This window comes from Hydrogenobacter sp. T-8 (assembly GCF_011006175.1).
Classification (GTDB): domain Bacteria; phylum Aquificota; class Aquificia; order Aquificales; family Aquificaceae; genus Pampinifervens; species Pampinifervens florentissimum.
Window position 1 is genome coordinate 692866 of sequence record NZ_CP048795.1, and the last position, 22290, is coordinate 715155.

General features: G+C 44.3%; 23 protein-coding genes. 13 read left to right on the plus strand and 10 right to left on the minus strand.

The window, feature by feature from the left end:
* Positions 1-11: 11 nt before the first annotated feature.
* Positions 12-872: an RpnC/YadD family protein gene (locus tag G3M65_RS04075; protein ID WP_173833321.1), complete on the plus strand. Its 861-nt coding sequence runs from the start codon at positions 12-14 to the stop codon at positions 870-872.
* A 62-nt stretch (positions 873-934) separates the two neighbouring features.
* On the opposite strand, the gene G3M65_RS04080 is transcribed toward G3M65_RS04075, so the two are convergent.
* Positions 935-4168, minus strand: a complete 3234-nt coding sequence (locus G3M65_RS04080; RefSeq protein ID WP_173833322.1) for a helicase-related protein — start codon at positions 4166-4168, stop codon at positions 935-937.
* A gap of 30 nt (positions 4169-4198) precedes the next feature.
* On the opposite strand from G3M65_RS04080, the gene ileS reads away from it, so the two are divergent.
* Genes ileS through G3M65_RS04095 form a run of 3 tightly spaced genes read left to right on the plus strand, consistent with a single transcriptional unit; the run spans position 4199 to position 8412 of the window.
* Positions 4199-6958, plus strand: a complete 2760-nt coding sequence (gene ileS, locus G3M65_RS04085) for an isoleucine--tRNA ligase (RefSeq protein ID WP_173833323.1) — start codon at positions 4199-4201, stop codon at positions 6956-6958.
* Between the two features lie 25 nt (positions 6959-6983).
* Positions 6984-7400, plus strand: coding sequence for a hypothetical protein (locus G3M65_RS04090; RefSeq protein ID WP_173833324.1), 417 nt, complete (start codon positions 6984-6986; stop codon positions 7398-7400).
* A 10-nt stretch (positions 7401-7410) separates the two neighbouring features.
* Complete coding sequence (locus tag G3M65_RS04095) at positions 7411-8412, plus strand: DHH family phosphoesterase (protein ID WP_173833325.1); 1002 nt, start codon at positions 7411-7413, stop codon at positions 8410-8412.
* On the opposite strand, the gene G3M65_RS04100 is transcribed toward G3M65_RS04095, so the two are convergent.
* Genes G3M65_RS04100 through G3M65_RS04125 form a run of 6 tightly spaced genes read right to left on the minus strand, consistent with a single transcriptional unit; the run spans position 8380 to position 14369 of the window.
* Entirely contained in the window at positions 8380-9099 is a 720-nt protein-coding gene (locus G3M65_RS04100; protein ID WP_173833326.1) for a YdcF family protein, read from the minus strand. The two genes, G3M65_RS04095 and G3M65_RS04100, sit on opposite strands and share 33 nt — an antisense overlap.
* Positions 9096-9488 (minus strand): ExbD/TolR family protein, encoded by a 393-nt coding sequence (locus G3M65_RS04105; protein ID WP_173833327.1) that lies wholly within the window; start codon positions 9486-9488, stop codon positions 9096-9098. The genes G3M65_RS04100 and G3M65_RS04105 overlap by 4 nt, the downstream gene beginning before the upstream one ends.
* A complete protein-coding gene (locus tag G3M65_RS04110) occupies positions 9485-10099 on the minus strand; it encodes a MotA/TolQ/ExbB proton channel family protein (protein ID WP_173833328.1) in 615 nt (204 codons plus the stop codon). Before G3M65_RS04110 ends, G3M65_RS04105 begins: the two co-directional genes overlap by 4 nt.
* A gap of 1 nt (position 10100) precedes the next feature.
* On the minus strand, positions 10101-12641 hold the full coding sequence (locus G3M65_RS04115; RefSeq protein WP_173833329.1) for a tetratricopeptide repeat protein: 2541 nt from the start codon (positions 12639-12641) through the stop codon (positions 10101-10103).
* Complete coding sequence (gene pspA, locus G3M65_RS04120) at positions 12616-13251, minus strand: phosphoserine phosphatase PspA (protein WP_173833330.1); 636 nt, start codon at positions 13249-13251, stop codon at positions 12616-12618. The genes G3M65_RS04115 and pspA overlap by 26 nt, the downstream gene beginning before the upstream one ends.
* Entirely contained in the window at positions 13245-14369 is a 1125-nt protein-coding gene (locus G3M65_RS04125; RefSeq protein ID WP_173833331.1) for a pyridoxal-phosphate-dependent aminotransferase family protein, read from the minus strand. The genes pspA and G3M65_RS04125 overlap by 7 nt, the downstream gene beginning before the upstream one ends.
* 20 nt (positions 14370-14389) lie before the next feature.
* Between G3M65_RS04125 and G3M65_RS04130 the strand changes: the two genes are divergently transcribed.
* On the plus strand, positions 14390-15220 hold the full coding sequence (locus G3M65_RS04130; protein WP_173833332.1) for a DMT family transporter: 831 nt from the start codon (positions 14390-14392) through the stop codon (positions 15218-15220).
* Here G3M65_RS04130 and G3M65_RS04135 read toward each other — a convergent pair.
* Together G3M65_RS04135 and G3M65_RS04140 are read right to left on the minus strand one after the other, a co-directional pair.
* Positions 15204-15725 (minus strand): gamma carbonic anhydrase family protein, encoded by a 522-nt coding sequence (locus tag G3M65_RS04135; RefSeq protein ID WP_173833333.1) that lies wholly within the window; start codon positions 15723-15725, stop codon positions 15204-15206. The two genes, G3M65_RS04130 and G3M65_RS04135, sit on opposite strands and share 17 nt — an antisense overlap.
* Positions 15726-15734: 9 nt before the next feature.
* Positions 15735-16793 (minus strand): hypothetical protein, encoded by a 1059-nt coding sequence (locus tag G3M65_RS04140; protein WP_173833334.1) that lies wholly within the window; start codon positions 16791-16793, stop codon positions 15735-15737.
* A gap of 57 nt (positions 16794-16850) precedes the next feature.
* Between G3M65_RS04140 and G3M65_RS04145 the strand changes: the two genes are divergently transcribed.
* The 6 genes from G3M65_RS04145 to G3M65_RS04170 all read left to right on the plus strand — a co-directional run bounded on the left by G3M65_RS04145 (position 16851) and on the right by G3M65_RS04170 (position 21230).
* Entirely contained in the window at positions 16851-17114 is a 264-nt protein-coding gene (locus tag G3M65_RS04145; protein ID WP_173833335.1) for a hypothetical protein, read from the plus strand.
* A 90-nt stretch (positions 17115-17204) separates the two neighbouring features.
* Entirely contained in the window at positions 17205-17753 is a 549-nt protein-coding gene (locus G3M65_RS04150) for a DJ-1/PfpI family protein (protein WP_173833336.1), read from the plus strand.
* Between the two features lie 3 nt (positions 17754-17756).
* Entirely contained in the window at positions 17757-18314 is a 558-nt protein-coding gene (locus tag G3M65_RS04155; protein ID WP_173833337.1) for a flavodoxin family protein, read from the plus strand.
* Entirely contained in the window at positions 18308-18766 is a 459-nt protein-coding gene (locus G3M65_RS04160; protein WP_173833338.1) for a (2Fe-2S)-binding protein, read from the plus strand. Before G3M65_RS04155 ends, G3M65_RS04160 begins: the two co-directional genes overlap by 7 nt.
* Positions 18763-20847 carry a xanthine dehydrogenase family protein molybdopterin-binding subunit gene (locus G3M65_RS04165; protein WP_173833339.1) on the plus strand — a complete coding sequence of 695 codons (2085 nt, stop codon included), beginning with the start codon at positions 18763-18765 and terminating at the stop codon, positions 20845-20847. The genes G3M65_RS04160 and G3M65_RS04165 overlap by 4 nt, the downstream gene beginning before the upstream one ends.
* Entirely contained in the window at positions 20844-21230 is a 387-nt protein-coding gene (locus G3M65_RS04170) for a PaaI family thioesterase (protein WP_173833340.1), read from the plus strand. The genes G3M65_RS04165 and G3M65_RS04170 overlap by 4 nt, the downstream gene beginning before the upstream one ends.
* Here G3M65_RS04170 and G3M65_RS04175 read toward each other — a convergent pair.
* Complete coding sequence (locus G3M65_RS04175) at positions 21227-21589, minus strand: winged helix-turn-helix transcriptional regulator (RefSeq protein WP_173833341.1); 363 nt, start codon at positions 21587-21589, stop codon at positions 21227-21229. The two genes, G3M65_RS04170 and G3M65_RS04175, sit on opposite strands and share 4 nt — an antisense overlap.
* 144 nt (positions 21590-21733) lie before the next feature.
* Here G3M65_RS04175 and G3M65_RS04180 point away from each other — a divergent pair, with 144 nt between their 5' ends.
* Together G3M65_RS04180 and G3M65_RS04185 are read left to right on the plus strand one after the other, a co-directional pair.
* On the plus strand, positions 21734-22090 hold the full coding sequence (locus G3M65_RS04180) for a hypothetical protein (protein WP_254426310.1): 357 nt from the start codon (positions 21734-21736) through the stop codon (positions 22088-22090).
* Positions 22091-22092: 2 nt separating this feature from the next.
* Positions 22093-22287, plus strand: coding sequence for a CDGSH iron-sulfur domain-containing protein (locus tag G3M65_RS04185; protein ID WP_173833342.1), 195 nt, complete (start codon positions 22093-22095; stop codon positions 22285-22287).
* The last annotated feature ends 3 nt before the right edge of the window (positions 22288-22290 follow it).

A 22290-nucleotide genomic window follows, 5' to 3' on the forward strand; every position in this document is an offset into this window, starting at 1 on the left:
TTTTAACTTGTATGCAGAAGGATATAGCTTTAAAAGATGTTTTTGAGGAAATACCACACAGGCTTAGCAAAATACTCACACCAGCACCCATAAAAGAGCTACTGCCTACCAACTTCCCTTCCACAGAGTTAAGAGTGGACTTTTTGGCAAGGCTTGAGGATGAAAGCATATTGCATATAGAGTTTCAGTCTTTTAACGACATTAACATGCCTTTCAGAATGCTACGCTATTACCTTGCTATATTGGAGAGATATCCAACCAGTCCTATAAAACAGCTCCTTGTGTATGTGGGAAACAGAAAGCTAAGAATGAAGTCAAGGCTAAGGCTTAGAAATCTTAGCTTTAGCTATGAGATACTTGACATAAGGCAGATAGACTGCAGAGTGCTTTTGGAAAGCCCAGACCCTATGGATAGGCTTTTAGCTTGTTTGTGTAAGGTAGAGGATGAGGCATATCTGATAGAGAAACTCATAAAGACTATGGAAGGCATGAACGAGGAAGAAAGGAAGGACTATCTACTGAAAGCCTTGACATTGACAGAACTGAGACCTAACTTAAGGATAAAGTTGACAGAGGAGGTTAGGCACATGCCTATAGTGGTTAGACCTGAGGATATAAGATTGCCAAAGAGAAAGTTGAGAAAGGACATTCTGTATAGGCTTGGACTTGAGGAGGGTAAGCAGATTGGAAAGTTAGAGTTCGCACAAAATATGGTTATAACTCTCGTAGAGAGTAAGCTTGGCTATGTGCCAGAGGGCTTGGAGGAAAGAGTAAGAGAGATAAAAGACAGAGATTTTTTACACGCTTTGATTAAAAAGTTGATAAGCTCTGAGAAAGTATTGGAAGTGTTGAAGAAGGAGCTAAATCTCTAAAACTTCGTCATATACTTGGGGTGCAGTTAACATAGAAAGGCAAACTTTGGCTCGTAAACCTTTTATAGTCTATTTTCAACCGCAAGTATATAAACGGGCTCATGGCTTTCCATAAGGACTTTTACCTCTGGGTCTGGATATTCTTCCTTGAGTTGCATAAGTTGTTTCTGCAAGTCCTTTCCCAAGGACAGGTTTCTTATTTTGTTTATCACGTATTTTGGCACAGTGCTGTAATTCTCTATGTTTTCCATAAGGTTTTTCACATATTGACGTAAGTCCTCTGGTAGTTGATGGTTCCTGACTATAGTATTTAGCATACTCCACGCTTCTGAATAACTTCTCTGTAATTTTCCTATTGTTTTTGTTGCAGCATGGTTCAAAAGCTCATTGTAGTTTTTCCAAAAGCTCTCAGAGAGCTCAAGAGGTCTATCTTGATAACTTGCCTTAATATGCTCGTATACATCCTCAAAACTAACTATCTTTGGCTGTCCTTCTGGCTCTTTGTAGCCAACAAATAGGTCTGTGCCTTTCTTTATTAGCACTATAAGGTTTTCTTGGCTGTGCCTTTTTGCAGTCTTTACTCTGTATGGAAACTCTTCCACAACCTTTAAAACCTCTGGGTGCTTTTTCTTTATTTCCTCAAATTCCTTTCTTACCTTTGAGAAAAAGCTCTCCTGCTCTGCTTCCGTGTAGGTGGTAAGTCTCCTGTATAGCTCAGAGGGTTGTGGCTCTTCCTCTGGTGAAAATATCTTTGCATCCTCTCCCAAAACCTTGTGAATCATAAACATCTTGTTCTGGGCTATTTCCCTTGAACGCACTATATCCGCTCCCCTTTCTGTAGGGAAGAAGTTTACAATGTAAAGCTCCTTGTAAACCTTTTTACCAATACGGTTAATCCTTCCAACCCTCTGGATAACTCTTACAGGGTTCCAGGGAATATCGTAGTTTATAACCACTCCTGCGCGGTTTAGGTTAAAGCCCTCTGAAAGCTTGTCAGTGGCAAGCAAAATGTCATACTCATCTTTCTGCTCTTTTGCACTGGCATCAAAGTTTTTGTATATGGACTCTATGGTTTGTTTTGAGAGGTTTCCATGGGCACAAAGAACCTTATCACCAAAAGCTTCATTAAGGATTTTACATAAATATCTGGCAGTATCCACATACTCTGTAAAAACTACCACCTTTCTGTCTTTTAAAAACTCCTTTATTGTTTCTATGAGCTTTTTTGCTTTTGGGTCTTCTCTTTCCAAACCTATTCTTTCAAACTTCTCCAAAAGCTCCCTAAAAAGCCTTATGTCCCTCTGTATATCTTCAACAAACTTTTTACCAAGCTCTTCTATCTTGTAAACTTCATGATACTTTGACTTCTTGCCTTGTTTGTATACTTCCTCTAATTCTTTTAGCTTTTGCTCTACAGTTTCATCGTCTTCAACAGAAAGTATCTCTTCTATGATGTCTCTGTCAAGCACAAAGCTTTTTGTTCTTTCTATGAAATCCAAAGCGTTTTCGTGAATTTCTAAGAACCTTTTGAGGCTATTTTTAAAGGCTCCAAAACTGCTTTCAAACCTCTTTACCAGTAGTCTTCTCATGAAGCTATAAAGGTTTTTCTGATAGAGGTAAGTAAAATCCTCATTTTCTTCCTCTTCTCTTTTGTATCTCTCTGGAAAGTATATGGCTCCTGTAAACCTTCCACCTTCTGAGAGGTCGGTAAAGGCACTTATGACCTCGTCGTAAAAGTATAACTGCTCTGGTGTTAACTCAAAAAACTTCTCTATAGGGTCTTTTACTTCAGGAAGGTCTATTCTGTCTGGGTAATACCGTAGGTCAAGCCTGTTTCTTCTTATAACTACTGGCTCAATAATACTTCTTATCTGCCTTGCCAAACTCTTTGCGGTTTCTTTTACCTTGTTTATGTCTATGTCATCTTCTTTGAAAAGTTCCTTATAATACTTTCGGGCACGTTCTTCGTTGCTCTTGTTTGAGGAGTTCCAATAGGTTTTTATGTAGGATAGTTTTTTGAAGTCTCTTTCAAACTCTTCAAATTTACCTTCAAGGTCTTCGTCAAAGACTATGGTGGATTTTTTGGGAATGGTAAAGAGTTTTAGCATGGCAAATATATCCGAAGGTCTGTTGTTAAAGGGAGTTGCACTCAAGAGTAGCACCCTTTTACCACTGCATATCTGTTGCAGATAGGTGTAGCTTTTGGTGTTTTCGTTTCTAAACCTGTGGGCTTCGTCCACTATAACAGTTTGGACATCTTGGTGTTTCTCCACATATTCTAAGGCTTCCCTTAACTTTCCCACAGAAAAGACTCTCCAGTCATGCAGTCCAAAGTCCGCCAAGTATTTTTTCCATCCATAGTTTTCTCCTTCGTCTCCTATGAGGTGTGGTGGTGCAATAACAATTCCTCTTGTGCCAAGTCTTTTGGCTACCGCAACCGCTATAACAGACTTTCCAAGCCCTACCACATCTGCCAAAATAACACCATTATGGGTGTTTACTATTCTAACCGCCTGTGCGATGGCTTCCACTTGATAGCTATAGGCTTTATATCCTGCCTCTTCCAATAGAGTCTTTATGGTGTTTTTTGAACTTTCTGAGGTATCTGTGTAGCTTTCCATGTAGGTTTTAAGTGCATATACATAGGCTTCAAAGGGGCTTATAGCCCTTAGAAAGGTTTTTGTTCTGATATGGTCTAATATCTTGTTTACATCAAGGGATACCGCTTCTTTCCATAGTCTATCAAAGTATGCTTTAGCTTCTTCAAAGCCGTAGTCCCTTATTTCCACATTAAACTCTTCTTGATAGCTAAGCCCTGCGCTGGTTAGATTGCTACTGCCTGTTATAAAAAGGTGTGGTATTGCTTGTCCCTCTTCCAAGATAAAAAGGTAAAGCTTTGCATGATTAGGTTTCCTTGTCTTTTTCAAAAGAAGTTTCTTTTCCTGTAGAAGTTTTATAAAAAACTCCACTTGCTCGTAGGTTTCTTTTCTGTCCGTATCACCGGAGGTAAAAGCCTTGTCCAAAGAGAGGAAAAATTGATTTCTTGGGTCTGAAGTCTCAAGAGCATATTCATAGAGCCTGTTTATCCTCTGGTCCACATCAAGCCCAACGAGAATCTTTATATGTCCTTCTCTTAGCTTTCCCTTCTCCTCCATATCTTTGAGAACCTCATACAAGAAGGGTGCGGAGGAAAAGTAGAAAAAGCCCACAAGGATGTTTATTTCCACACTTTTGGGGATTATATACCTTAGCCTCTGCTCAAGGGTTTTCTGGTCGCTGTTTGTTATAAAGGGCATGGCTCTATTAGCTTAGTATAATATAACCTCATGCGAAACTACGCAGAAACCTTAAACCTTCCAAAGACGGATTTTCCAATGAAGGCAAACCTGCCAGAGAGAGAGCCTCAAATACTTCAGAAGTGGCAGGGGCTATACAGAAAGCTCTGGGAGAGAAACAAGGACAAACCCCTTTTTGTGCTACATGATGGACCACCTTATGCTAACGGGCATATTCATATAGGGCATGCTCTCAACAAAGTCCTTAAAGACCTTATTGTCAAATATAGGCTTTTGACAGGATACAATGTGGACTTTGTGCCTGGTTGGGATTGTCATGGACTGCCTATAGAACAGCAGGTGGAAAAGGAGCTAAAGGAGAAAAAGCTCTCCAAGGAAGAGCTTGGTAAGGTGGAGTTTAGAAGGCTTTGTAGAGCTTATGCGGAGAGGTTTATAAAGGTTCAAAAGGAAGAGTTTATAAGGCTTGGTGTCCTTGCGGACTGGGAAAATCCTTACATAACCATGGACCCTGCCTATCAGGCACAAGAAGTAAGGGAATTAGGAAGGGTCTTCAGTAGGGGCTTGGTCATAAAGAGCAAAAAACCCGTCTATTGGTGTATATATGACAAAACCGCAGAGGCGGAGGCGGAAGTAGAATACTACGAGAAGGAAGACCCAAGCATATATGTGAAGTTTCCACTAAGGGACCAGCCAAAAACATACCTGCTTATATGGACTACCACTCCTTGGACTTTGCCTGCCAACCTTGGCGTTATGGTGGGAGAGGACTACGAGTATGTCTTTTTCAAGTCTGGAGAAGAGACCTACATATTGGCAAAGGAGTTATTAGAAAGTGTCAAGTCTCTTACGGGTATAAACGGAGAGGTTATAAGGCAGGTAAGGGGGTCTGAGCTTGTGGGTCTTGAGTATTTTGCACCCTATGGGGGCAGGGTAAACAAGGTCTACCCCTCGGAGTTTGTGGAGCTATCTACAGGAACAGGTCTTGTTCATATGGCACCGGGTCATGGTAGGGAGGACTATTTGGTGGGTCTTAGGTATGGGCTTGAGCCCTTTGCACCCGTGGATGACGAGGGTAGGTTTACCCAAGAAGCACCAGAGTTTATAAGGGGCAAGAGGGTCTTTGAGGCAAATCCTCTCATAATAGAAGACCTGAGGGCAAGAAGTCTGCTGCTTTGGGAAGGCAAGATGAGGCACTCCTATCCTCACTGTTGGAGATGCAAAAATCCTGTCATATTTAGGGCAACGCCTCAATGGTTTATAAGCATGTCAGGTCAGGTTGATGGTAAGAGTTTTAGAGAAAAGTGCCTTGAGGAGATAGAAAAAGTTCAATGGATTCCACCCTACGGTAAAAACCGCATAGGGTCTATGGTAGAAAACAGACCAGATTGGTGTATATCTCGTCAAAGGTTCTGGGGTGTGCCTATAACGGTCTTTTATTGTAAAAACTGCGGGCATGTGGTCTCTGACTTAGAGGTATTTGAGAGGATAGCTAATATGATAGAGACTTCTCCGGAGGGAGCTGACCTTTGGTTTGAGAAGTCTCCAGAGGAGCTCCTGCCAGAGGGCTATACCTGTCCTTCCTGTGGCTCAAGGGAGTTTATAAAGGAAGAGGATATTCTGGATGTGTGGTTTGACTCTGGCTCTTCTCACGCACAGGTTTTGAGAAAGAGGGGCATTCAGAAGGCAGACCTCTACCTTGAGGGTTCGGACCAGCATAGGGGATGGTTTCAGGCATCTTTGCTTGAGTCCGTTGCCAGCTACGGAGAAGCACCCTACAAGGCGGTCCTTACCCATGGCTTTACGGTGGATGAAAAGGGCAGAAAAATGTCCAAGTCCTTAGGAAACGTGGTCTCACCTCAGGAGGTCATAAAGCAATACGGTGCGGACGTGCTTAGGCTTTGGGTGGTATCCGAGGACTACACGGAGGATGTGAGGCTCGGAAAGGGCATAATCCAAAGACTTGTTGAGGACTATAAGAAGATAAGAAACACTATAAGGTTCTTGCTAGGAAACCTTTATGACTTTGAACCCTCAGAGGCAGTGCCCTACGAGGAACTTCACCACTTTGACCGTTGGATGCTTTCATACCTGCAGAAACTTCTCCAAGAGGTTCATAAGCATTACCAAGAATACGCCTTTCATAGGGTCTATCACTTAGTAAGAAACTTCTGCTCTGTGGAGCTTTCGAGCCTGTATCTTGATGTTTTAAAGGATAGGCTCTACGTTTATGCTCCAAACAGCTGGGAAAGAAGGTCTGCTCAAACAGTCCTTTATGCCTTGGCGGAAGCCCTCATTACTTCAATCGCACCCTTTCTTAGCTTTACCGCAGAGGAGGCTTGGGAGCACCTAAGGAAGACAAACCCAGAGCTTCCAGAAAGCGTCTTTATGCACCACATGCCTCAAGGAAAAGAAGAGCTAATTGATGAGCAACTCTTCAAGGACTACGAGTATCTAATAAGGCTAAGAGGGGATGTGATGAAGGCGATAGAAATAGCAAGAAGGGACAAGGCGGTAAACCACCCATACGAAGCTCAAGTCTTTCTGTGGGGAAAAGGCTTGGAAATTGCGAGAGAATATGAAGACTACCTTAAGTATTTCTTTACTGTGAGTGCAGTTAAGTTTTCAGAGGGTGGTAGTTATGTTATAGAGGGTGAGGAGGTAAAGGGTATAAGAGTGGGCGTGTCTCCTGCGGAAGGTAAGAAATGTCCAAGATGCTGGCTATACTACCCAGAGGAAGAGTTTGAGGGAGAAGTATGCAAAAGATGTGCAGGAGTGCTACAAGAGGTATAAATTTAATAGATTACGAGGAAGTGTTATGGTTAGGCTTATACTTCTTTTAATCGTGCTTTTGGGCTTTGGCTTTGCCAAGGAGGTCTCCTTTACCCAAGAAGACAGGGAAAGACTTAGAAATATGGAGATAAAAATAGAAAGACTTGAAACAAAGATGGATGTAGGCTTTCAGCAAGTAGATAAACGTTTTGAGCAGATGGAGAAGCAAATAGACAGGCTTACTCAGATAATGATAGCCATCTTTGGTGGTCAGCTTCTCTTGATAGCCACTATAATTGGGCTTATCCTGTGGGATAGGAAAAGCACTGTGAAAAGGGCTACAGATGAGGCTCTTGAGAAGTTTGAAAAGGGCAAGTTTTCTAAACTTTTGGACGCACTCAGAGACCTCGCAGGTGAGGACGAAAGGCTTTATAGGGTCTTGAAAAAGTATAATCTACTGTAGGAGGAAAGCCATGTTTGAACAAAGCATACCACTAATAGAGCTTTTAAAAAGGGAAGAAGGCCCTATCCTCATAGCCAGCCATGAAAACCCAGATGCGGACACATTGGGAAGTGCCCTTGCCTTATACCTTTTTCTAAAGAAAAAGGGTAAGAAGGTTATTGTGGGTTGTAAGGATAAAGTGCCACACTTTTTAGACTTTCTGCCGGGAGCCGGTGATGTAGTCCCGCTTCCAGTTAACGAAGTCTTTAGCCTTGCCATCGTAGTGGATGCCAGTGGCTTCTACAGGGTTAACTCAGAGGTGAGAGCTTTCAAGAGGGCAAGGATAGACCACCACATAGGCGGAGAGTTCTATGGAGAGTATGACTACATAGACCCGTCCGCACCATCCACCACAGCCCTTGTTTACAGACTAATCTGTCAGTGGGATAGGTCTGCCATAGACAAGGATATAGCACAAAACCTCTATGCTGGGCTTGCCACAGACACGGGCTTTTTTAAATATTCTAACACCAACGCAGAAACCTTCCAACTGGCAAAGGAGCTTGTAGAGCTTGGAGCTGAACCTCATTGGACTTATGTGAACTTTGCGGAAAGAGAGAGCTTAAACAAGATGAGGCTGATATCAAAGGTGCTTGACACCCTATCACTTCATGAAGATGGTCTTGTTGCAGGTATAACCATATTTGACAGGTTCTTTAAAGAAACTGGTTGTGAGTATTCAGACAGCGAAGGACTTGTGGGTTATCCCAGGTCTCTGGAAGGAGTGGAAGTGGCTTACGCCATTATAGAAAAGCCTGACGAAGGTGTGTGGAAGGTTTCCCTTAGGTCCAAGGGAAAAGTGGATGTGGCGAAGATAGCGGAAGCTCTTGGTGGTGGAGGGCACAAGTATGCATCTGGTTGTAAGATTAAGGCTGATAGCTATGAATCTGCTCTTGAAAAGCTCCTTAGTGCCATAAGAGAAGGGCTTGAAAGGGAAGGTTTAATAAAGCATGCTGTAAGCCAGACCACCTAAGTGTTCTCTAAGAGCCTTGTAGCTATCGTTTAGGACGCTCATTCTGGGAATAAAGCTGTATAGGTTGTAGCTTTTGTCTTGTTTGAAATCTGTAGGATATGGAATAGTCTCCAGCCCTGCCCTCCTGAAGGTTTCCACAGCTCTACGCATATGGTATGCGGATGTAATGAGAACTATCTTCTTAAAGTTTCTCTCTTTGCATATTTCTTTTACATACTTAGCGTTTTCAAAGGTATCTCTGCTTCTTACTTCGGTAATTATCTCCTTTTTGTCTACACCAAGCTCTTCAAGAACCTGTTTCATCACCTCAGCCTCGGGAAGTTTTCCTATACTTGCACCGCCCGAGAGGATTATAGGCAATCCATATCTTTTGTGAAGTATGAAGCCTGTTAGAAGCCTTTTCATTGAGTCTTCCTTGAGAATACCCGTATTGTAAGAGCCACCTCCCAGAACTACAAGGGCATCCGCCTGCACTTCCCTTGGAACAGGATAGGCTTCTTCCAAAGGTTTGTATAGCATGTCCTTTACTGGTTCTACTGACAACAGATAAAGCCCGAATGCACCAAAGAAGGCGAGCAAACTGACGACCCTTCTCTTGGAAATGACCGCTATAATGAGAAAAAGAATAATAAAAAGCGTTGGAGGTAGGAGGATGAGACTTAGGAGCTTTTTGAGGAAAAAACTCATCTCCGTGTTCTAACGCCTATAAGCACGTTCTCCACTTGGTTGCGTTTACCGATATCCATAAGAGCGACCACAAACTTGTGAGCGGTATCCTCATCCGCTTCTATCACTAATGTCTTTGGCTTTTTCTCTTGAATAAGCGTTTCTATCTCCTCAAGGCTAACATCCTTACCGCCCACCTGATACCTTCCATCTTTTAAAACTTGAACTCTAAAGACCTCAAGGCTTATCTTCTCACCCTCTTTTGCAAAGGGAAGCTTTACCGCAAGAAAGGTAATAGGGGATTGAAAGGCAATAACCGCAAGAAAGAGAAAGACCGCAAGGAGGGTATCCACTAAGGGAACTACATCTATGTATGTTCTCTCATCGTAGCCGAGCCTCCTCCTTCTCATCTTAGCATCCTCAAAACTTCAAAAATCTCAAACTCTATCCTATCAAGTATACTGTTTCCCCATATTCTAAAGAGCCAATAGGCAATAAGGGCTGGTATGGCAACCGCAAGACCTGTAGCTGCGGCCACAAGTGCTTCACTTATACCTTTTGAAAGGAGAACCATTGCCTGCTCGGGATTTGCGGTCGCAAAGGCGGAAAAAACCTTTATAAGACCGGTGATAGTGCCAAAAAGCCCAATGAGGGGTGCAACGCTTGCGGTGGTGGATAGCAATGGCAGGTTCTTTTCAATCCTTGGCGCCAAAAGGGAAAGCTCAAGGTCAAGGACTTTTATCATATCTTCTTTACTAACCTTCCCATCTCTGTATCCCTGTAGCATGTCCTTGAGTAGGTTTGCGATAAAGGAGCTTTCTGTGGAAAGGAGTTTTATCGCACCTTCTATGTCTCCGCTTGCAATAAGAGGTTTTAGGTCTCTTACAGACTTACCTATGTAGAAAGAAGAGCGAAGATGAAATACGCGTTCCACTATCACAGCCCAAGAGACCACAGAAAGAAAAATAAGAGGATACATGGCAAGCCCACCTTTCTGAAATAGCTCAAAAAGTCCTTCCATATCACCTCACCTCACATTTTGGTAAGCCTTGTCTGAGCTTATTGTATGAATTTACCTCCTCTGGTTTTGACTTGTTTAGGTCAAACCTCTCCAACAAACAGCTGGCATCTCTCCTCGCACCCAACTCTATAAGTATTTTAGCACCCTCCAAAACAGCTTGATTGTAGTATGGTTCTTCCTTGTAGTTAAGGGATATTTCTACGAAGTTTTCAAGAGCCTTTTTCTTATCACCCTTTTTGAGACTGTCAAGACCGAGAAGGAAAAGAGCCTCTCCTCGCAAGCTCCTGTCCGGGCTTTTAATCACATAGCCTATCAGATCCGTCTCTCCTGTCTGTCTGTATAGGTCAATAAGATACTTCTCAAAGTCTCTACTTCTATAGCCAGCCTTTATAAGCTCACGAGAAAGAGAAAGGGCGGAGGATGCGTCTTTTAAGGCAAGATAAAGACCCAGTGCCCTAACCTTATCTTGGATGTCTCCCTCCGCAAGCAAATCCGCAAGACTTTTGGTGTCTCTTGCTGAAGTGTATAACTTTATAAGCTCCTCTCTCGCCTTAGCCCTATCCTCCTGAGGCTCAGCCTCCTTGTATACCTTGTAATAAAGCACCAGTTTTTTGGCAGGGTCTTCTTCCATCTCCGCCATCTTAAGTATGGCTTTAAACCTAAGGGGTGTGTCAAGAAGCTTTAAAAGCTCCCTTTCCGCTCCCCTTTTGTCTCCCTTTCTTGCCAAGAGGGATGCATACTGGTAGATTACCTCAGGCTGGGGGTTTTTCTCCCTTTGCATGTAATCCAGAAGGAGCTTTTCCAGTTCTTCGTCGCTTACTCCCTTACCAGAAAACTCAAACAGAGACAGAGTTGCCTGCTTAGCCTCCTCGCTATCTGGATACCTCTTTAAAACCTCGTAATAGCTCTCCTTTGCCTTTTCTACATTTCCAGCATTGTAATAGGCATCACCCATCCTAAGCAAGGCTTTTGCCTTTAGTGGACTTTTATCTGAAACTCTTCCAAAGAAGGACACCGCTTTTTGATAATTGCCTTCTAAAAAGTAGGACATTCCCAGTAGATAAAGCTCTTCGTCCGACCTTTCTGTGAGAAAACTCCTTGCCAGTTTCGTATCCCCCATCATGAGTGCGGAGCGAGCCTTTAGAATGTTTGACCTCTGGTCTGTTTTCCCCTGAAGAAGGCTTATGACCTCCTTGTATCTCTTGAGGTTGTATAAGGCTATAGCCCTGTAGTATGGGTCTTCAAAAAAGCCTAAAGCTCCAAGCCAATCTCCTCTCCTGAATCTCTCCCAACCTGAGAACTCTCTTGCGAGGTCAGGGTAAAGCTTTGATACTTCAGAAATTACAGGGTTTAAGTCCCCGTTGGTCCAATAGAGGGCTTCAAGAAGCCACATGTAGTCTTCTCTGTCCTTGCCCTTCTTGTTTTCCAAAAGGCTTATAACCCTTATGTAATCTCCCATCTTAATCGCTGAATAAACCGCATACCTTACGTTCCCCGCCTCAAGAAAATTAAGAAGGGCAAGGGAATAGTCTCCCGCATTGTAGGCTATTATGCCTGCCCTCTCCAAAAAGTTGGGATTCTTCGTGATGCTATACGTAAGCCTCGAAAGGTATATGTCCCGCTCAGATAGAAGAGCGTATAGTTCACTTGTAAGTCTTTGGTTAAGGCTTTCTAAGATGCTTGCGTATCTGAAGGCTTCCTCTCCTTTACCTTCTCTGTATTCTATAAGTGCAAGATAATAGAGAGCTATTTCTCTATAGGGACTGCTTGGTGCAGAGTACAGGGAAAAGGTCTCCTTTGCTCCACGTAGGTCGCCAGAGAAATACTTAACTACTGCAGACCTAAGGGAAGTGCTATCCTTGTATAGGACATTTTCTTGTCCCCTCACAAAATCCGCTACATAACCGCAATACTGAGAAAAGACCACGTTGCTACAGTTAGGTTCTTGCACTCTACCCTCTTTGATAGCCTTTACCGCCTGCCAGAGCTCATCCCTATTTTCTGGCACAGAGTCTCTAAGGATAAAATGCAAGGCATAGTAAGCTTCGCAGGCAGGCTTCTGATATATGTGGGAAAACTGACAGGAGCTCCTAAAGAGCTCAAGGGCTTTGTCTTTCTGGTCTCTTGAGTAGGCTATAAGCCCTAAAACATACTCCGCCATAGGCTTAAAGGGAGAGTTGGGGATAAGAACAACCTTTGAAAGCTCCTCCTCTGCTAAGGCGTATCTACCCCTTAGATAGTAGTCCACCCCGAGCCTATAGGAAAGAGCATCCCTTGGCTCTCCACAACTTATTCCACCGCCCCTTTCCACAGGCTTGACTGGAACAAATTCCATAAACTTTGGCGGTTCAAGAAGCTCAGAAGAGAGGTCAAGCTCCCTTGTTTGTAGCATAGGAAGTTTTTCCGGTGGTATGAGTTTGGGCTTTTCTTCAAAGACCTTGCCTGTAAGCTCCACATTTATGTCAAACTCCTTGGTTATCTGCTGGGCAAGGACAAAGGACAACAAAAGCAAAAAACTAAAGAGCCTTATGGGCTTCCACATACAAATCTCCTAAGTGGCATGTTATATTAAGCCTCATTATAACATTCCTATCTCTTTCCATGTGAGCCAGAGAATAGCTGGCATTATCACAGCCAAAGGACCAAAACTTAGAAAGGTCTACTTTGAGAAGGGCACAGTAGATGGCTCTTATAGGCACTGTGTGTGAGACCACCGCCACCGCCTGCTCCCAATGTTTTTCCTTTATCTCCTCAAGAAAATCCTTTACCCTCTCATATACCTGCTGAAGGCTCTCGCCACCTTCAAAGCTTACCTTGTGAGGCTCTTCAAGCCACTGTCTGAACTGCTCTGGAAACCTCTCTTGGACTTCTTCCACCAATAGCCCCGACCACGCACCGTGGTCTATCTCTATAATCCTTCTATCCTCTATTACCTCAAGCCCCTTTGCCTTTGCCACCTCCTGTGCGGTCTGGAGGGTTCTTTTCAAAGGAGAGGAGTATATGGCATGTAGCTCAATGCTTTGAAAGTGTTCTCCCAGTCTTTTGGCTTGAGCTTTGCCCCTTTCTGAAAGCTCTGGGTCAAGAAGCCCTTGATATCTGCCAATGGGGTTCCACTGGCTCTCTGCGTGTCTTATTATATATAGCCTTACCATATTTTGTGTTCCATAATGGTTCGACTGTAGGTCTTCACTCCTTCTCCAAGCTCCACGCCAAAGCCAAGCCTTTTGAGGACTACCTCAAGCATTCCAATAAGCATAAGACCGTCCTTGGGATCTACGCCCATGTGGGATATGCGGAATATTTTACCCTTAAGACTGTCCTGCCCTCCTGCCACCCTTATACCAAGTTTTAAAAGCTCTTTTCTTATGTCTTCTGACCTCTCGGAGTATATGGCACTTACAGAAAGGGATGGATTTTCCGCAAATTTCCTTAGACCCAAGGTCTCCAATGCCCTTATAGTTCCCTCTGAAAGTGCTTTATGTCTTTTTTCAACCTTCTCCATGCCTTCTTCAAGTAGCATAAGTAGAGATTCTCTCATGGCAAGTATCAGACTTATGGCAGGCGTCCATGCGGTTTGACCTTCCTTTTGTTTAGAAAGCTCTCTCTTTACGCTAAAGTAGAAGGCTCTATCCACAAGGCTTTCTTTTGCACGTTCGGAAAACCAAAGCACAGAAAGACCAGGAGGGAGCAAAAAGCCCTTTTGAGAGCCACCCACTATCACATCAAGGTTCCACTCAGAGGGTTTTATATTATAAACACCAAGTGCAGTGATGGCGTCCGCCACACACAGGGCGTTAAACTCTTTGCAAACCTTACCTATCTCGGATGCTGGATGGTATGCTCCAGTGGAGGTTTCTGAAACTTGAAAGAGCACACCCTTGCACTCTGGGTTTTCTTTCAGAAGCTCTCTTACCCTCTCTGGGTCTGCGGATTTGCCCCATTCTACCTTGTATTCTATAGGTCTTAGACCCCAATGTTGAGCGAGCTTTAGCCACCTTTCGCCAAACTTCCCACCGTTTATCACAAGCACCTTATCGCCCTCTTTGAAAAAGCTAAGTATGGCAGATTCCATCGCCCCAGTGCCGGAGGAGGCAAAGAAAACGAAATTGTCCGATGGCTCATCCAAAAGCCTTTTAAAGAGCTCTCTCACCTCAAGAAAGGCATTTTTAAACTCCTCTGTCCTGTGATGGATTATCTGCCTTCCGAGGACTTCTCTTACCCTTTCGGGAAGCTCTACCGGACCAGGTGTGAAAATTCTTTCACGACGCATGGTAGAATATTTTACCCTAAATGCTTGGACTTTCTCTGGCTTTGCTATCCTCCATATTTTGGGGGACAAACGACTACCTTAGCAAAAGGCTTTTGATAAAGGGACTGGATGAAAACTTCACCCTGTGGGTTAGATTTCCCATAGCCTTCTTACTTCTTACACCCCTTGGCATTCTCTACTGGGACTTTAATATAAAGGTCTTGACTTATGCCCTAATATGGCTTCCTCTTGAAGTCCTCGGTGGCGTGTTTTTCATCAAAGGTTTGAAGTATGCACCCCTTTCTGTGGCCATGTCCTTTTATTCCTTTATGCCCGTCTTTTCTGCCCTCTTTGGCTGGCTTATTCTTTCCGAAGAGCCTTCTCCTATAGGTATGCTGGGTATGTCTTTGGTAATCTTCGCTACTTTAATTCTTGTAGGTTTTTCACCAAAAGAATTTTTCAAGAAAAACAGGGGAGTTGTCTACATGATCCTTTCCACTGTCTTCTTTGGCTTTAATGTAGTTATAGGCAAGGCGTCCATAATAGAGAGCAATAGCCTTTTCTTCAGCTGGTTTTATACCCTTTGTATGAGTTTTGGCACTTTGGTTTTTGTAAAACCTTCTGAAGTCTTCAGAAAAGAAAACTACAAGCATTGGGAAATACCTTTACTTGGATTCCTCTTTGCAGTAGGAGATGCTCTATACAATCTCGCCCTTTTGCTTACCCTTTCCTCTTACGTGGCATCCGCAGAAAGGCTTTCCTTGCTGATAGCTATTCTCTACGGAAAGGTGCTTCTGAAGGAAGAAACAAAGCGTGTAGTTTTTCCGGCTCTTCTTATGATAGCAGGTAACACTTTTATGGCTTTTGACTAAGGTAGGAGTTTTTGTAGTTTATGTAGTTTTTAGCAGATTCTTCGATGAGCCTCATTTCCTCTTCCTTTAGGTCTCTCACCACCTTTGCAGGAAAGCCTGCCACAAGCACGCCAGATGGAAATTTCTTGTTAGGTGTTAGCAGTGCACCAGCACCCACAAGCACATAGTCCTCAATCTCCACACCATCCATTACCACCGCACCCATACCTATAAGCACATAGTTTCCTATCCTACAGCCATGTAGTATCACCCTATGTCCCACAGTGACAAAGTCTCCTATCAGCGTAGGGTGCGTATCGTGCGTAACGTGAACCACAGAGTTATCTTGAATGTTTGTCCCCTTCCCTATGCGTATGTAGTTCACATCACCCCTTATCACAGTGCCATACCAAACAGAAGAGTCCTCTCCTATTTCCACATCTCCTATAACTGTGGAGTTCTCCGCAAGAAACACAGAGGGATGTATTACAGGATACTTGTCCTTGTAAGGCTTAACTATTGCCATAGGAATATTTTAATAGAGCCTTTTGCAGTCTTCCCAAAGGTATGAGGCTTTAGTGATTGGAAAGTTTATTGACCTAAACTCCATAAAGTCTTTCTCCACTTTGAGCTTAAAACTTTTCCACCTCAAAGGCTTTTCTTCTATTTGGTATTTAAACTCCGCCTTCAACTGTGGATTCCTTACCCTAAAGGCGTAGGCTTTGCCTCCCACATACACATAACCGTAGGCAGTGTTGTCCTTCTCATGGTAAAACCTAACCGCAGAGAAATACTCGCCTAATAGTAAACCATGCCCCTGATGAACTAAGAGAGATTTCCTTACTCCACTCCCATCTTCGCCTTCACCAGCTATAAGCGTTAACTCTGAGTCTACACACCTAAAATAATCAAAGCCTTGTCTCCTGTATAAGAGGCTTTCAAGTCCTTCAACACCCACTATAAAGCCCTCCGAGTCTCCTTCTATCTCAAGCCTTCCCACCGCCCAGCTTCCGTTGGTATATCTAAGATAGTCGTTCCCTCTCCATGTACTTCTCAATGCCCTAAGCGGTTTCATCTTAGGGTCCATCCAGAGGATAAAGCTGTCATAGTTACCTTCTTGTCCTATCCTTCCCACCAACACATAACCCCCGTCAAACTTAGCAAGGCTATAGGCGTAAAGGTGTTCACCCACGGATAAAGCCCTACCCTTTTTGTTTTTCAGGTCCACAAGGAAAAGATGCCATAGCTTCTCTTTTGCACCACCTACCGCATAATTACAATCTGTTTGCCAAAGTATGCCCTTGGGACCTACAAAAGAACGCACCCTTCCAGAAGCCTTCTCATAAAATAGGAACAAAGCCCTATCTCCCGAGTGTCCTACCGCCACGTAAACATGACCACACTCCTTCACGCTATACAAACCTTCGTCCCCCTTGCCACCTAATATAAGAGCAATCCCCTTCTCCTTATCCACTAAAAGAGCTTGATAGCCCTTACCTTCTTTGAAAACCCTTCCCACCAAAACCTGACCATCAGAGGCGAAAAGGGCACTGTTGTATAGTCCTTCCGCCTGTAGGACAAGACACTCAAGCAAATTTCATCCTCTTTTCATCTTTAGTTAATTATATTTCCTCAAAAAGGAGGAAGTGCTATGAGAAGATTCCTTGCCACATCTACCCTGTTGTTAGGTTTGGCTGGCATAAGTAGTGCAGGTGATAGGGTTTACCTTTCCTTTGGGGTAAATCTTGGATATCCTTCCTGCCCAGAAAGGAGGGTTGTCTACGTAGATAGAGGTCCAGAGGTGGTTATAGTAAAACCCGCACCTGTCTATTACTATGCTCCTTACGAAAGGGTGGTTATAGTGGAAAAGCACAAGCCCAAACATTGGAAAAAGCACCACCGCTGGGACTGGTAAAACTTACAAGCATGTAACTAAGTTAAATGAAAGACCCTTCTTGACCTCGTTTCATATAGGGTTATATACTTTGAGGGAGGAGGTGCAACCATGAAAAAGGTTCTAATACTTACAGGAGACGCAGCGGAAGCCCTTGAAGTTTTTTATCCCCTTTACAGGCTCAGAGAAGAAGGCTACGATGTAAAGGTTGCAACGCCCGGGAGAAGGGTTCTTCAGACAGTGGTTCATGATATGGAGCCCAATGTGATGGAAACCTACACAGAAAAGCTGGGATACAAACTGGAAGTGGATATGAACCTAAAGGATGTAAACCCCGAGGAGTTTGATGCCCTATTTTTGCCCGGTGGAAGAGCTCCAGAGTATGTGAGGACGCACCAAAAGGCTTTGGATATCGTTAGGCACTTCTTTGAGAGAAACAAGCCTGTGGCTACCCTATGTCATGGACCTCAGCTTTTGGTGGCTGCGGGTGTGGTGAAGGGCAGAAGGGTTAGTGCCTTCTTTGTTCTAAAGCCAGACATTGAGATGGCAGGTGGAGAGTATGTGGACGGTGTGGTGGTAGACGGAAACCTTGTGTCTGGAAGGGCTTGGCCAGACCTGCCTGAGATAATGAGGGAATTTCTAAAACTTTTGAGAAGGTGAGGTATGGGAAGGGTGTTGGTGTTGTATGATAGCAGGACTGGAAATACGAAGAAGATGGCAGAGCTAGTGGCGGAGGGAGCAAAAAGGGTGGAGGGAACGGAGGTAAGATTACTGCACGTGGACGAGGCAAGCAAAGAAGATGTGCTTTGGTGTCATGGGCTGGCGGTTGGGACGCCTACCAATATGGGCATAGTCTCTTGGAAAATAAAGAGGTTTTTTGATGACACCATTGGAGACCTCTGGGGGCAGATAGACGGTAAAATTGGCTGTGCCTTTTCCTCTTCTGGCGGATGGGGTGGTGGCAACGAGGTGGCTTGCTTGTCTGTCCTGTATATGCTTATAAACTACGGCTTTCTGGTTTTTGGTCTTACCGACTACACAGGCAAGAAGTTTACACTACATTACGGTGCAGTGGTTGCAGGTGAGCCAAGAAGCCAAGAGGAGAAAGAAGCATGTCTTCGCTTAGGTGAAAGGCTCGCTCAGTATGTGGCGGTGCTATACGAAGGTAGAAGGGAGCTTATAGACCACATAAGGAACTTTGGAGGCAAGTTTCCATGGTAAAAGACTTTGAGCTAAGGATAAATGGCAAAGTATACAGGGTTAGAGCCTTTGAGGATGAGCCTCTTCTCTGGGTTATTAGGGAAAGGCTGAGTCTAACAGGCACGAAGTTTGGATGTGGTATAGGTGTGTGTGGTGCTTGCACCCTTTTGGTGGGAAGGCAGGCGGTCAGGTCTTGTCTTTTACCAGTTAAGGATGCGGTAGGAAAGGAGATAACCACCATAGAAGGACTTCCCTCAAACCATCCTCTCAAAAGGGCATGGATTGAGCTTCAAGTACCTCAGTGTGGATACTGTCAGCCTGGTCAAATTATGGAAGCCTACGCACTGCTTCTTGAAAACCCAAAACCCACAAGGGAACAGATAGTTCAGAGGCTTTCTTCTCACCTTTGCAGGTGCGGAACTTACAATAGGATAGTAAGGGCGGTGGAAAAGGCAGTAGGAGGAAGGACATGATAACAAGAAGAGACCTTTTAAAGTTGAGCGGTCTTACCCTCTCTGTTATGCTAATGCCTGAGGGATATAGGATTTTAAAAGCTCAAGAAGTGCCAAGAAGGTATGCACCAAACCTTTGGATAAACCTCTCAAGGGATAACTATCTTACAGTGCTTGTTAACAAGTCGGAGATGGGACAGGGTGTGTATACAGGGCTTGCCATGCTTGTTGCGGAGGAATTGGACTTTCCTTGGGAAAGGGTAAGGGTAAAACCAGCACCTGCAGGAAGGGCCTATGTGGACCCTAAGATGGGTATACAGCTAACGGGTGGTAGCACCAGCGTAAGGAACATGTATGAAACCCTAAGGCTTGCGGGGGCAAGTATGAGGGAAATGCTTATTGCCTCTGCAAGCAAAAGGCTAAAAGTTCCTGCGGATAGGATAAGGGCGGAGAGGGGCTACCTGCTTGTGGAAGACAAAAGGTATGCCTACGGAGAGTTTGTAGACCTTGCAAGCAAGGAACAAATACCTGCAAAACCAAGACTAAAGGAGTCAAAGGAATTCATATACATAGGCAGGTCTGTGCCAAGGATTGACGCACCAGAAAAGGTAGATGGGAAGGCGGTTTTTGGTATAGACACCTTTGAGAAAGGTATGGTTTATGCGGTGGTGGAAAGACCACCCTACTTTGGAGCAAAGGCTCTCAAAGTGGACAGCACGGAAGCCAAAAGAGTGCCAGAAGTGGTAGATATCTTTCCCATCTCCACAGGAGTGGCAATATGTGGGGAGTCTCTCTGGGCTTGTCAAAAGGCAAGACGGTCTCTAAAGATAGAGTGGAGTGAGAGCTTTGTAAAGGGTTGGGAAGACAAGGACTTGGAGAAATACTTCTTGCAAAAGCTAAGGGAAAGGGGTGATGTGGTAAGGGTCAAGGGAAGCCCCCAGAGGGTCTTTGAAGGCTCTCCAGTAAAGGTTGAGGAGACCTACATACAACCCTACCTCTATCATGCCACCATGGAGCCTATGGCTTGCCTTGCATGGGTGAAGAAGGATGAGTGCATAGTTTATGCACCTACACAATCTCAAACGTGGGTGTTGGAAACCGCAAAGAGGGTCAGTGGACTGCCAGAAGGCAGGATAAAGGTCATAACCACCTACCTTGGCGGTGGTTTTGGAAGAAAAGCAAATGTGGAGTTTGTGGCGGAAGCCCTTGAGATTTCCAAAAGGCTTTCAAGACCCGTAAAGCTCATATACACAAGAGAGGATGACATAAGGTCTGGCTACTACAGACCCTACAGTGCCACTCATATCAAAGTCTCTGCAGACCAAAGGGGGAACATAAATTCTCTTAGCTTTAAGATAGCGGTTCAACCACTGCTTGGTGGGAGGGCTTCAGTGGAAGGAGTGGAAAACACACCCTATAACATTCCCAACCTTTATGTGGAAAAGGTTGACGTGGAGCTTCCTATAAGCGTATGGTTTTGGAGGTCTGTGGGGTCAACCCACAACGCCTTTAGCCTTGAAACCATATTAGACCGCATAGCCTATCAGACAAAACAAGACCCGGGAGAGCTAAGGCTAAAGCTCCTAAGGGATAACCCAGTAGCCTACAGGGTAGTCCAGACTGCCATGGAGAGGTCTGGCTGGGGCAGGAAGAAAAATCTTGGCATAGCCTATCACTACTCCTTTGGAAGTCATGCCTGTCATGTGGCGGAGGTGGAGCTTGACACAAAAAGTGGACAGGTCAAGGTAAAAAGGGTGGTGGCGGTCATAGATGTGGGTCCTGTGATAGTCCATCCAGACCTTATACGCTCTCAGGTAGAAGGCTCTGTAGTTATGGGGCTAAGCATGGCTCTTAAGGAGAAGGTGAGCTTTAAAGGTGGTGGTGTGGAAAACAGCAACTTTGGGTCTTATGGGCTTTTGACCATGGATGAAACGCCAGAGATAGAGGTTCATATTCTTACCTCAAATCGTCAAAGGGGTGGTGTAGGAGAGCCGGGGCTTCCACCAACTGCACCTGCGGTTGCCAATGCACTCCTTTGGGGCTATGGCATAAGAGTAAACAGACTTCCTATGACGCCAGAATATATAAAGAGCCTGCTATGAAGGTAAGCCTGCCCTTTCTCCAGCACTTGGGTGCAAGGCTTTTGCATATAAGCTCAGGGGAGGCAAGGCTTGGGCTTTTGGTGGAAGATTATCACCTTCAACACCTTGGATATGTGCATGGTGGTGTTATATCAAGCCTTGCGGACAACACAGGCTGGTTTGCGGTCATCTCTGACCTACCAGAGGATAAGACCTCTGTAACCATTGAGATAAAGGTAAATTATCTTAAGCCTGCGGTAAAGGGTGAGCTTTTGGCAGTAGGAAGGCTCTTAAAGAGGGGCAAAAAGGTAGCCTTTGCGGTGGTGGAGGTTTGGCAGGATTCTGAGCTTGTTGCCTACGCTACAGGGACATATGCGGTGCTGGAAAACAAAGGAGAAGTTTAGCTTGAGTTTTCCTCTTGGCATTCTAATGCATTGATAGACATAGCTTCCACATATTTTAGACCCCATTTATGTATGGCGTTAAATACATCCTCAAGGCTCTTGCCTATCTCTGTTAGCTCATACTCTACCATAGGAGGCACTACAGGGTATACGGTTCTGCGTATAAGTCCACAAGCTTCAAGCTCTCTTAACTGTTTTGAAAGCATCCTTTGAGTAATACCAGGTATAGCCCTCTGAAGTTCTGAAAATCTCTTCTTTCCATCCATTAGGTTCTTAAGAATGTATAGCTTCCATTTACCGCTTAGTATCTGTATGGCAAGCTCTGCTGGGCATACTACAGAGTTGTTATTAGGTTTCATGAAGGATAGTATATAACAAAAAGGACCCTTCTTGACACGCCTGCGGAGCAGGTTTAAACTCAAAAGCAGGAGGTGGGAAAACATGAGTGTGATAAAAGGTGTAAACTTCTGGAGTTTTCTCTTTGCTTCCCAGATGGGTGGGCTATGGTAGTGCTTGATATGGTATATGCTGGCTGGTTTGGGCTTTTTGGCATATTTCCCGGCACAAAGGATTGGGGGTGGGTGCTAAAACACCAGATAGATGCTACACTTTTTGCCATACCCCTTGTGCTTCCCTATGTGTGGAGGTTACTTCCTGGTCCTGGTCTCATAAAGGGCATAGTTTACGGCGTTCTTTGGCACATATTTGTTATAGTGGTGTCCTTCGTGGGTAGTCTGGGGGATGCCTTGTGGTTTCAAAAACCCATGCAGATGAATGCACAAATTAGCACCTTTGTGCTTCACATAGTGTGGGGTGGTCTCACAGGCTTTCTATACAATCCACCAGAAAAGGAGGTATAAACATGGCAAGACTTGTAAAGTTCACAGAAAAGGGTCCGTACAAACTTCAGATAGGGGAAGAGACCTATTATCTGTGCCAGTGTGGTCTCTCTAAGAAGTTTCCCTTCTGTGATGGCTCTCACAAAAGAACAAGGGATGAAGAGGAAGGAAAGCTATACCTATACGATGAAAATTCAAGGGTAGAAATAAGGCTATAGGAG

Coding starts and splice junctions, on each gene's coding strand:
- ileS (WP_173833323.1), top strand. CDS start 4,199: ATGCGAAACTACGCAGAAACCTTAAACCTTCCAAAGACGGATTTTCCA.
- G3M65_RS04100 (WP_173833326.1), bottom strand. CDS start 9,099: ATGAGTTTTTTCCTCAAAAAGCTCCTAAGTCTCATCCTCCTACCTCCA.
- G3M65_RS04145 (WP_173833335.1), top strand. CDS start 16,851: ATGAGAAGATTCCTTGCCACATCTACCCTGTTGTTAGGTTTGGCTGGC.
- G3M65_RS04090 (WP_173833324.1), top strand. CDS start 6,984: ATGGTTAGGCTTATACTTCTTTTAATCGTGCTTTTGGGCTTTGGCTTT.
- G3M65_RS04150 (WP_173833336.1), top strand. CDS start 17,205: ATGAAAAAGGTTCTAATACTTACAGGAGACGCAGCGGAAGCCCTTGAA.
- G3M65_RS04130 (WP_173833332.1), top strand. CDS start 14,390: ATGCTTGGACTTTCTCTGGCTTTGCTATCCTCCATATTTTGGGGGACA.
- G3M65_RS04155 (WP_173833337.1), top strand. CDS start 17,757: ATGGGAAGGGTGTTGGTGTTGTATGATAGCAGGACTGGAAATACGAAG.
- G3M65_RS04180 (WP_254426310.1), top strand. CDS start 21,734: ATGGTAGTGCTTGATATGGTATATGCTGGCTGGTTTGGGCTTTTTGGC.
- G3M65_RS04075 (WP_173833321.1), top strand. CDS start 12: ATGCAGAAGGATATAGCTTTAAAAGATGTTTTTGAGGAAATACCACAC.
- G3M65_RS04080 (WP_173833322.1), bottom strand. CDS start 4,168: ATGCCCTTTATAACAAACAGCGACCAGAAAACCCTTGAGCAGAGGCTA.
- G3M65_RS04115 (WP_173833329.1), bottom strand. CDS start 12,641: ATGTGGAAGCCCATAAGGCTCTTTAGTTTTTTGCTTTTGTTGTCCTTT.
- G3M65_RS04135 (WP_173833333.1), bottom strand. CDS start 15,725: ATGGCAATAGTTAAGCCTTACAAGGACAAGTATCCTGTAATACATCCC.
- G3M65_RS04125 (WP_173833331.1), bottom strand. CDS start 14,369: ATGCGTCGTGAAAGAATTTTCACACCTGGTCCGGTAGAGCTTCCCGAA.
- G3M65_RS04165 (WP_173833339.1), top strand. CDS start 18,763: ATGATAACAAGAAGAGACCTTTTAAAGTTGAGCGGTCTTACCCTCTCT.
- G3M65_RS04105 (WP_173833327.1), bottom strand. CDS start 9,488: ATGAGAAGGAGGAGGCTCGGCTACGATGAGAGAACATACATAGATGTA.
- G3M65_RS04110 (WP_173833328.1), bottom strand. CDS start 10,099: ATGGAAGGACTTTTTGAGCTATTTCAGAAAGGTGGGCTTGCCATGTAT.
- G3M65_RS04160 (WP_173833338.1), top strand. CDS start 18,308: ATGGTAAAAGACTTTGAGCTAAGGATAAATGGCAAAGTATACAGGGTT.
- G3M65_RS04095 (WP_173833325.1), top strand. CDS start 7,411: ATGTTTGAACAAAGCATACCACTAATAGAGCTTTTAAAAAGGGAAGAA.
- pspA (WP_173833330.1), bottom strand. CDS start 13,251: ATGGTAAGGCTATATATAATAAGACACGCAGAGAGCCAGTGGAACCCC.
- G3M65_RS04185 (WP_173833342.1), top strand. CDS start 22,093: ATGGCAAGACTTGTAAAGTTCACAGAAAAGGGTCCGTACAAACTTCAG.
- G3M65_RS04170 (WP_173833340.1), top strand. CDS start 20,844: ATGAAGGTAAGCCTGCCCTTTCTCCAGCACTTGGGTGCAAGGCTTTTG.
- G3M65_RS04175 (WP_173833341.1), bottom strand. CDS start 21,589: ATGAAACCTAATAACAACTCTGTAGTATGCCCAGCAGAGCTTGCCATA.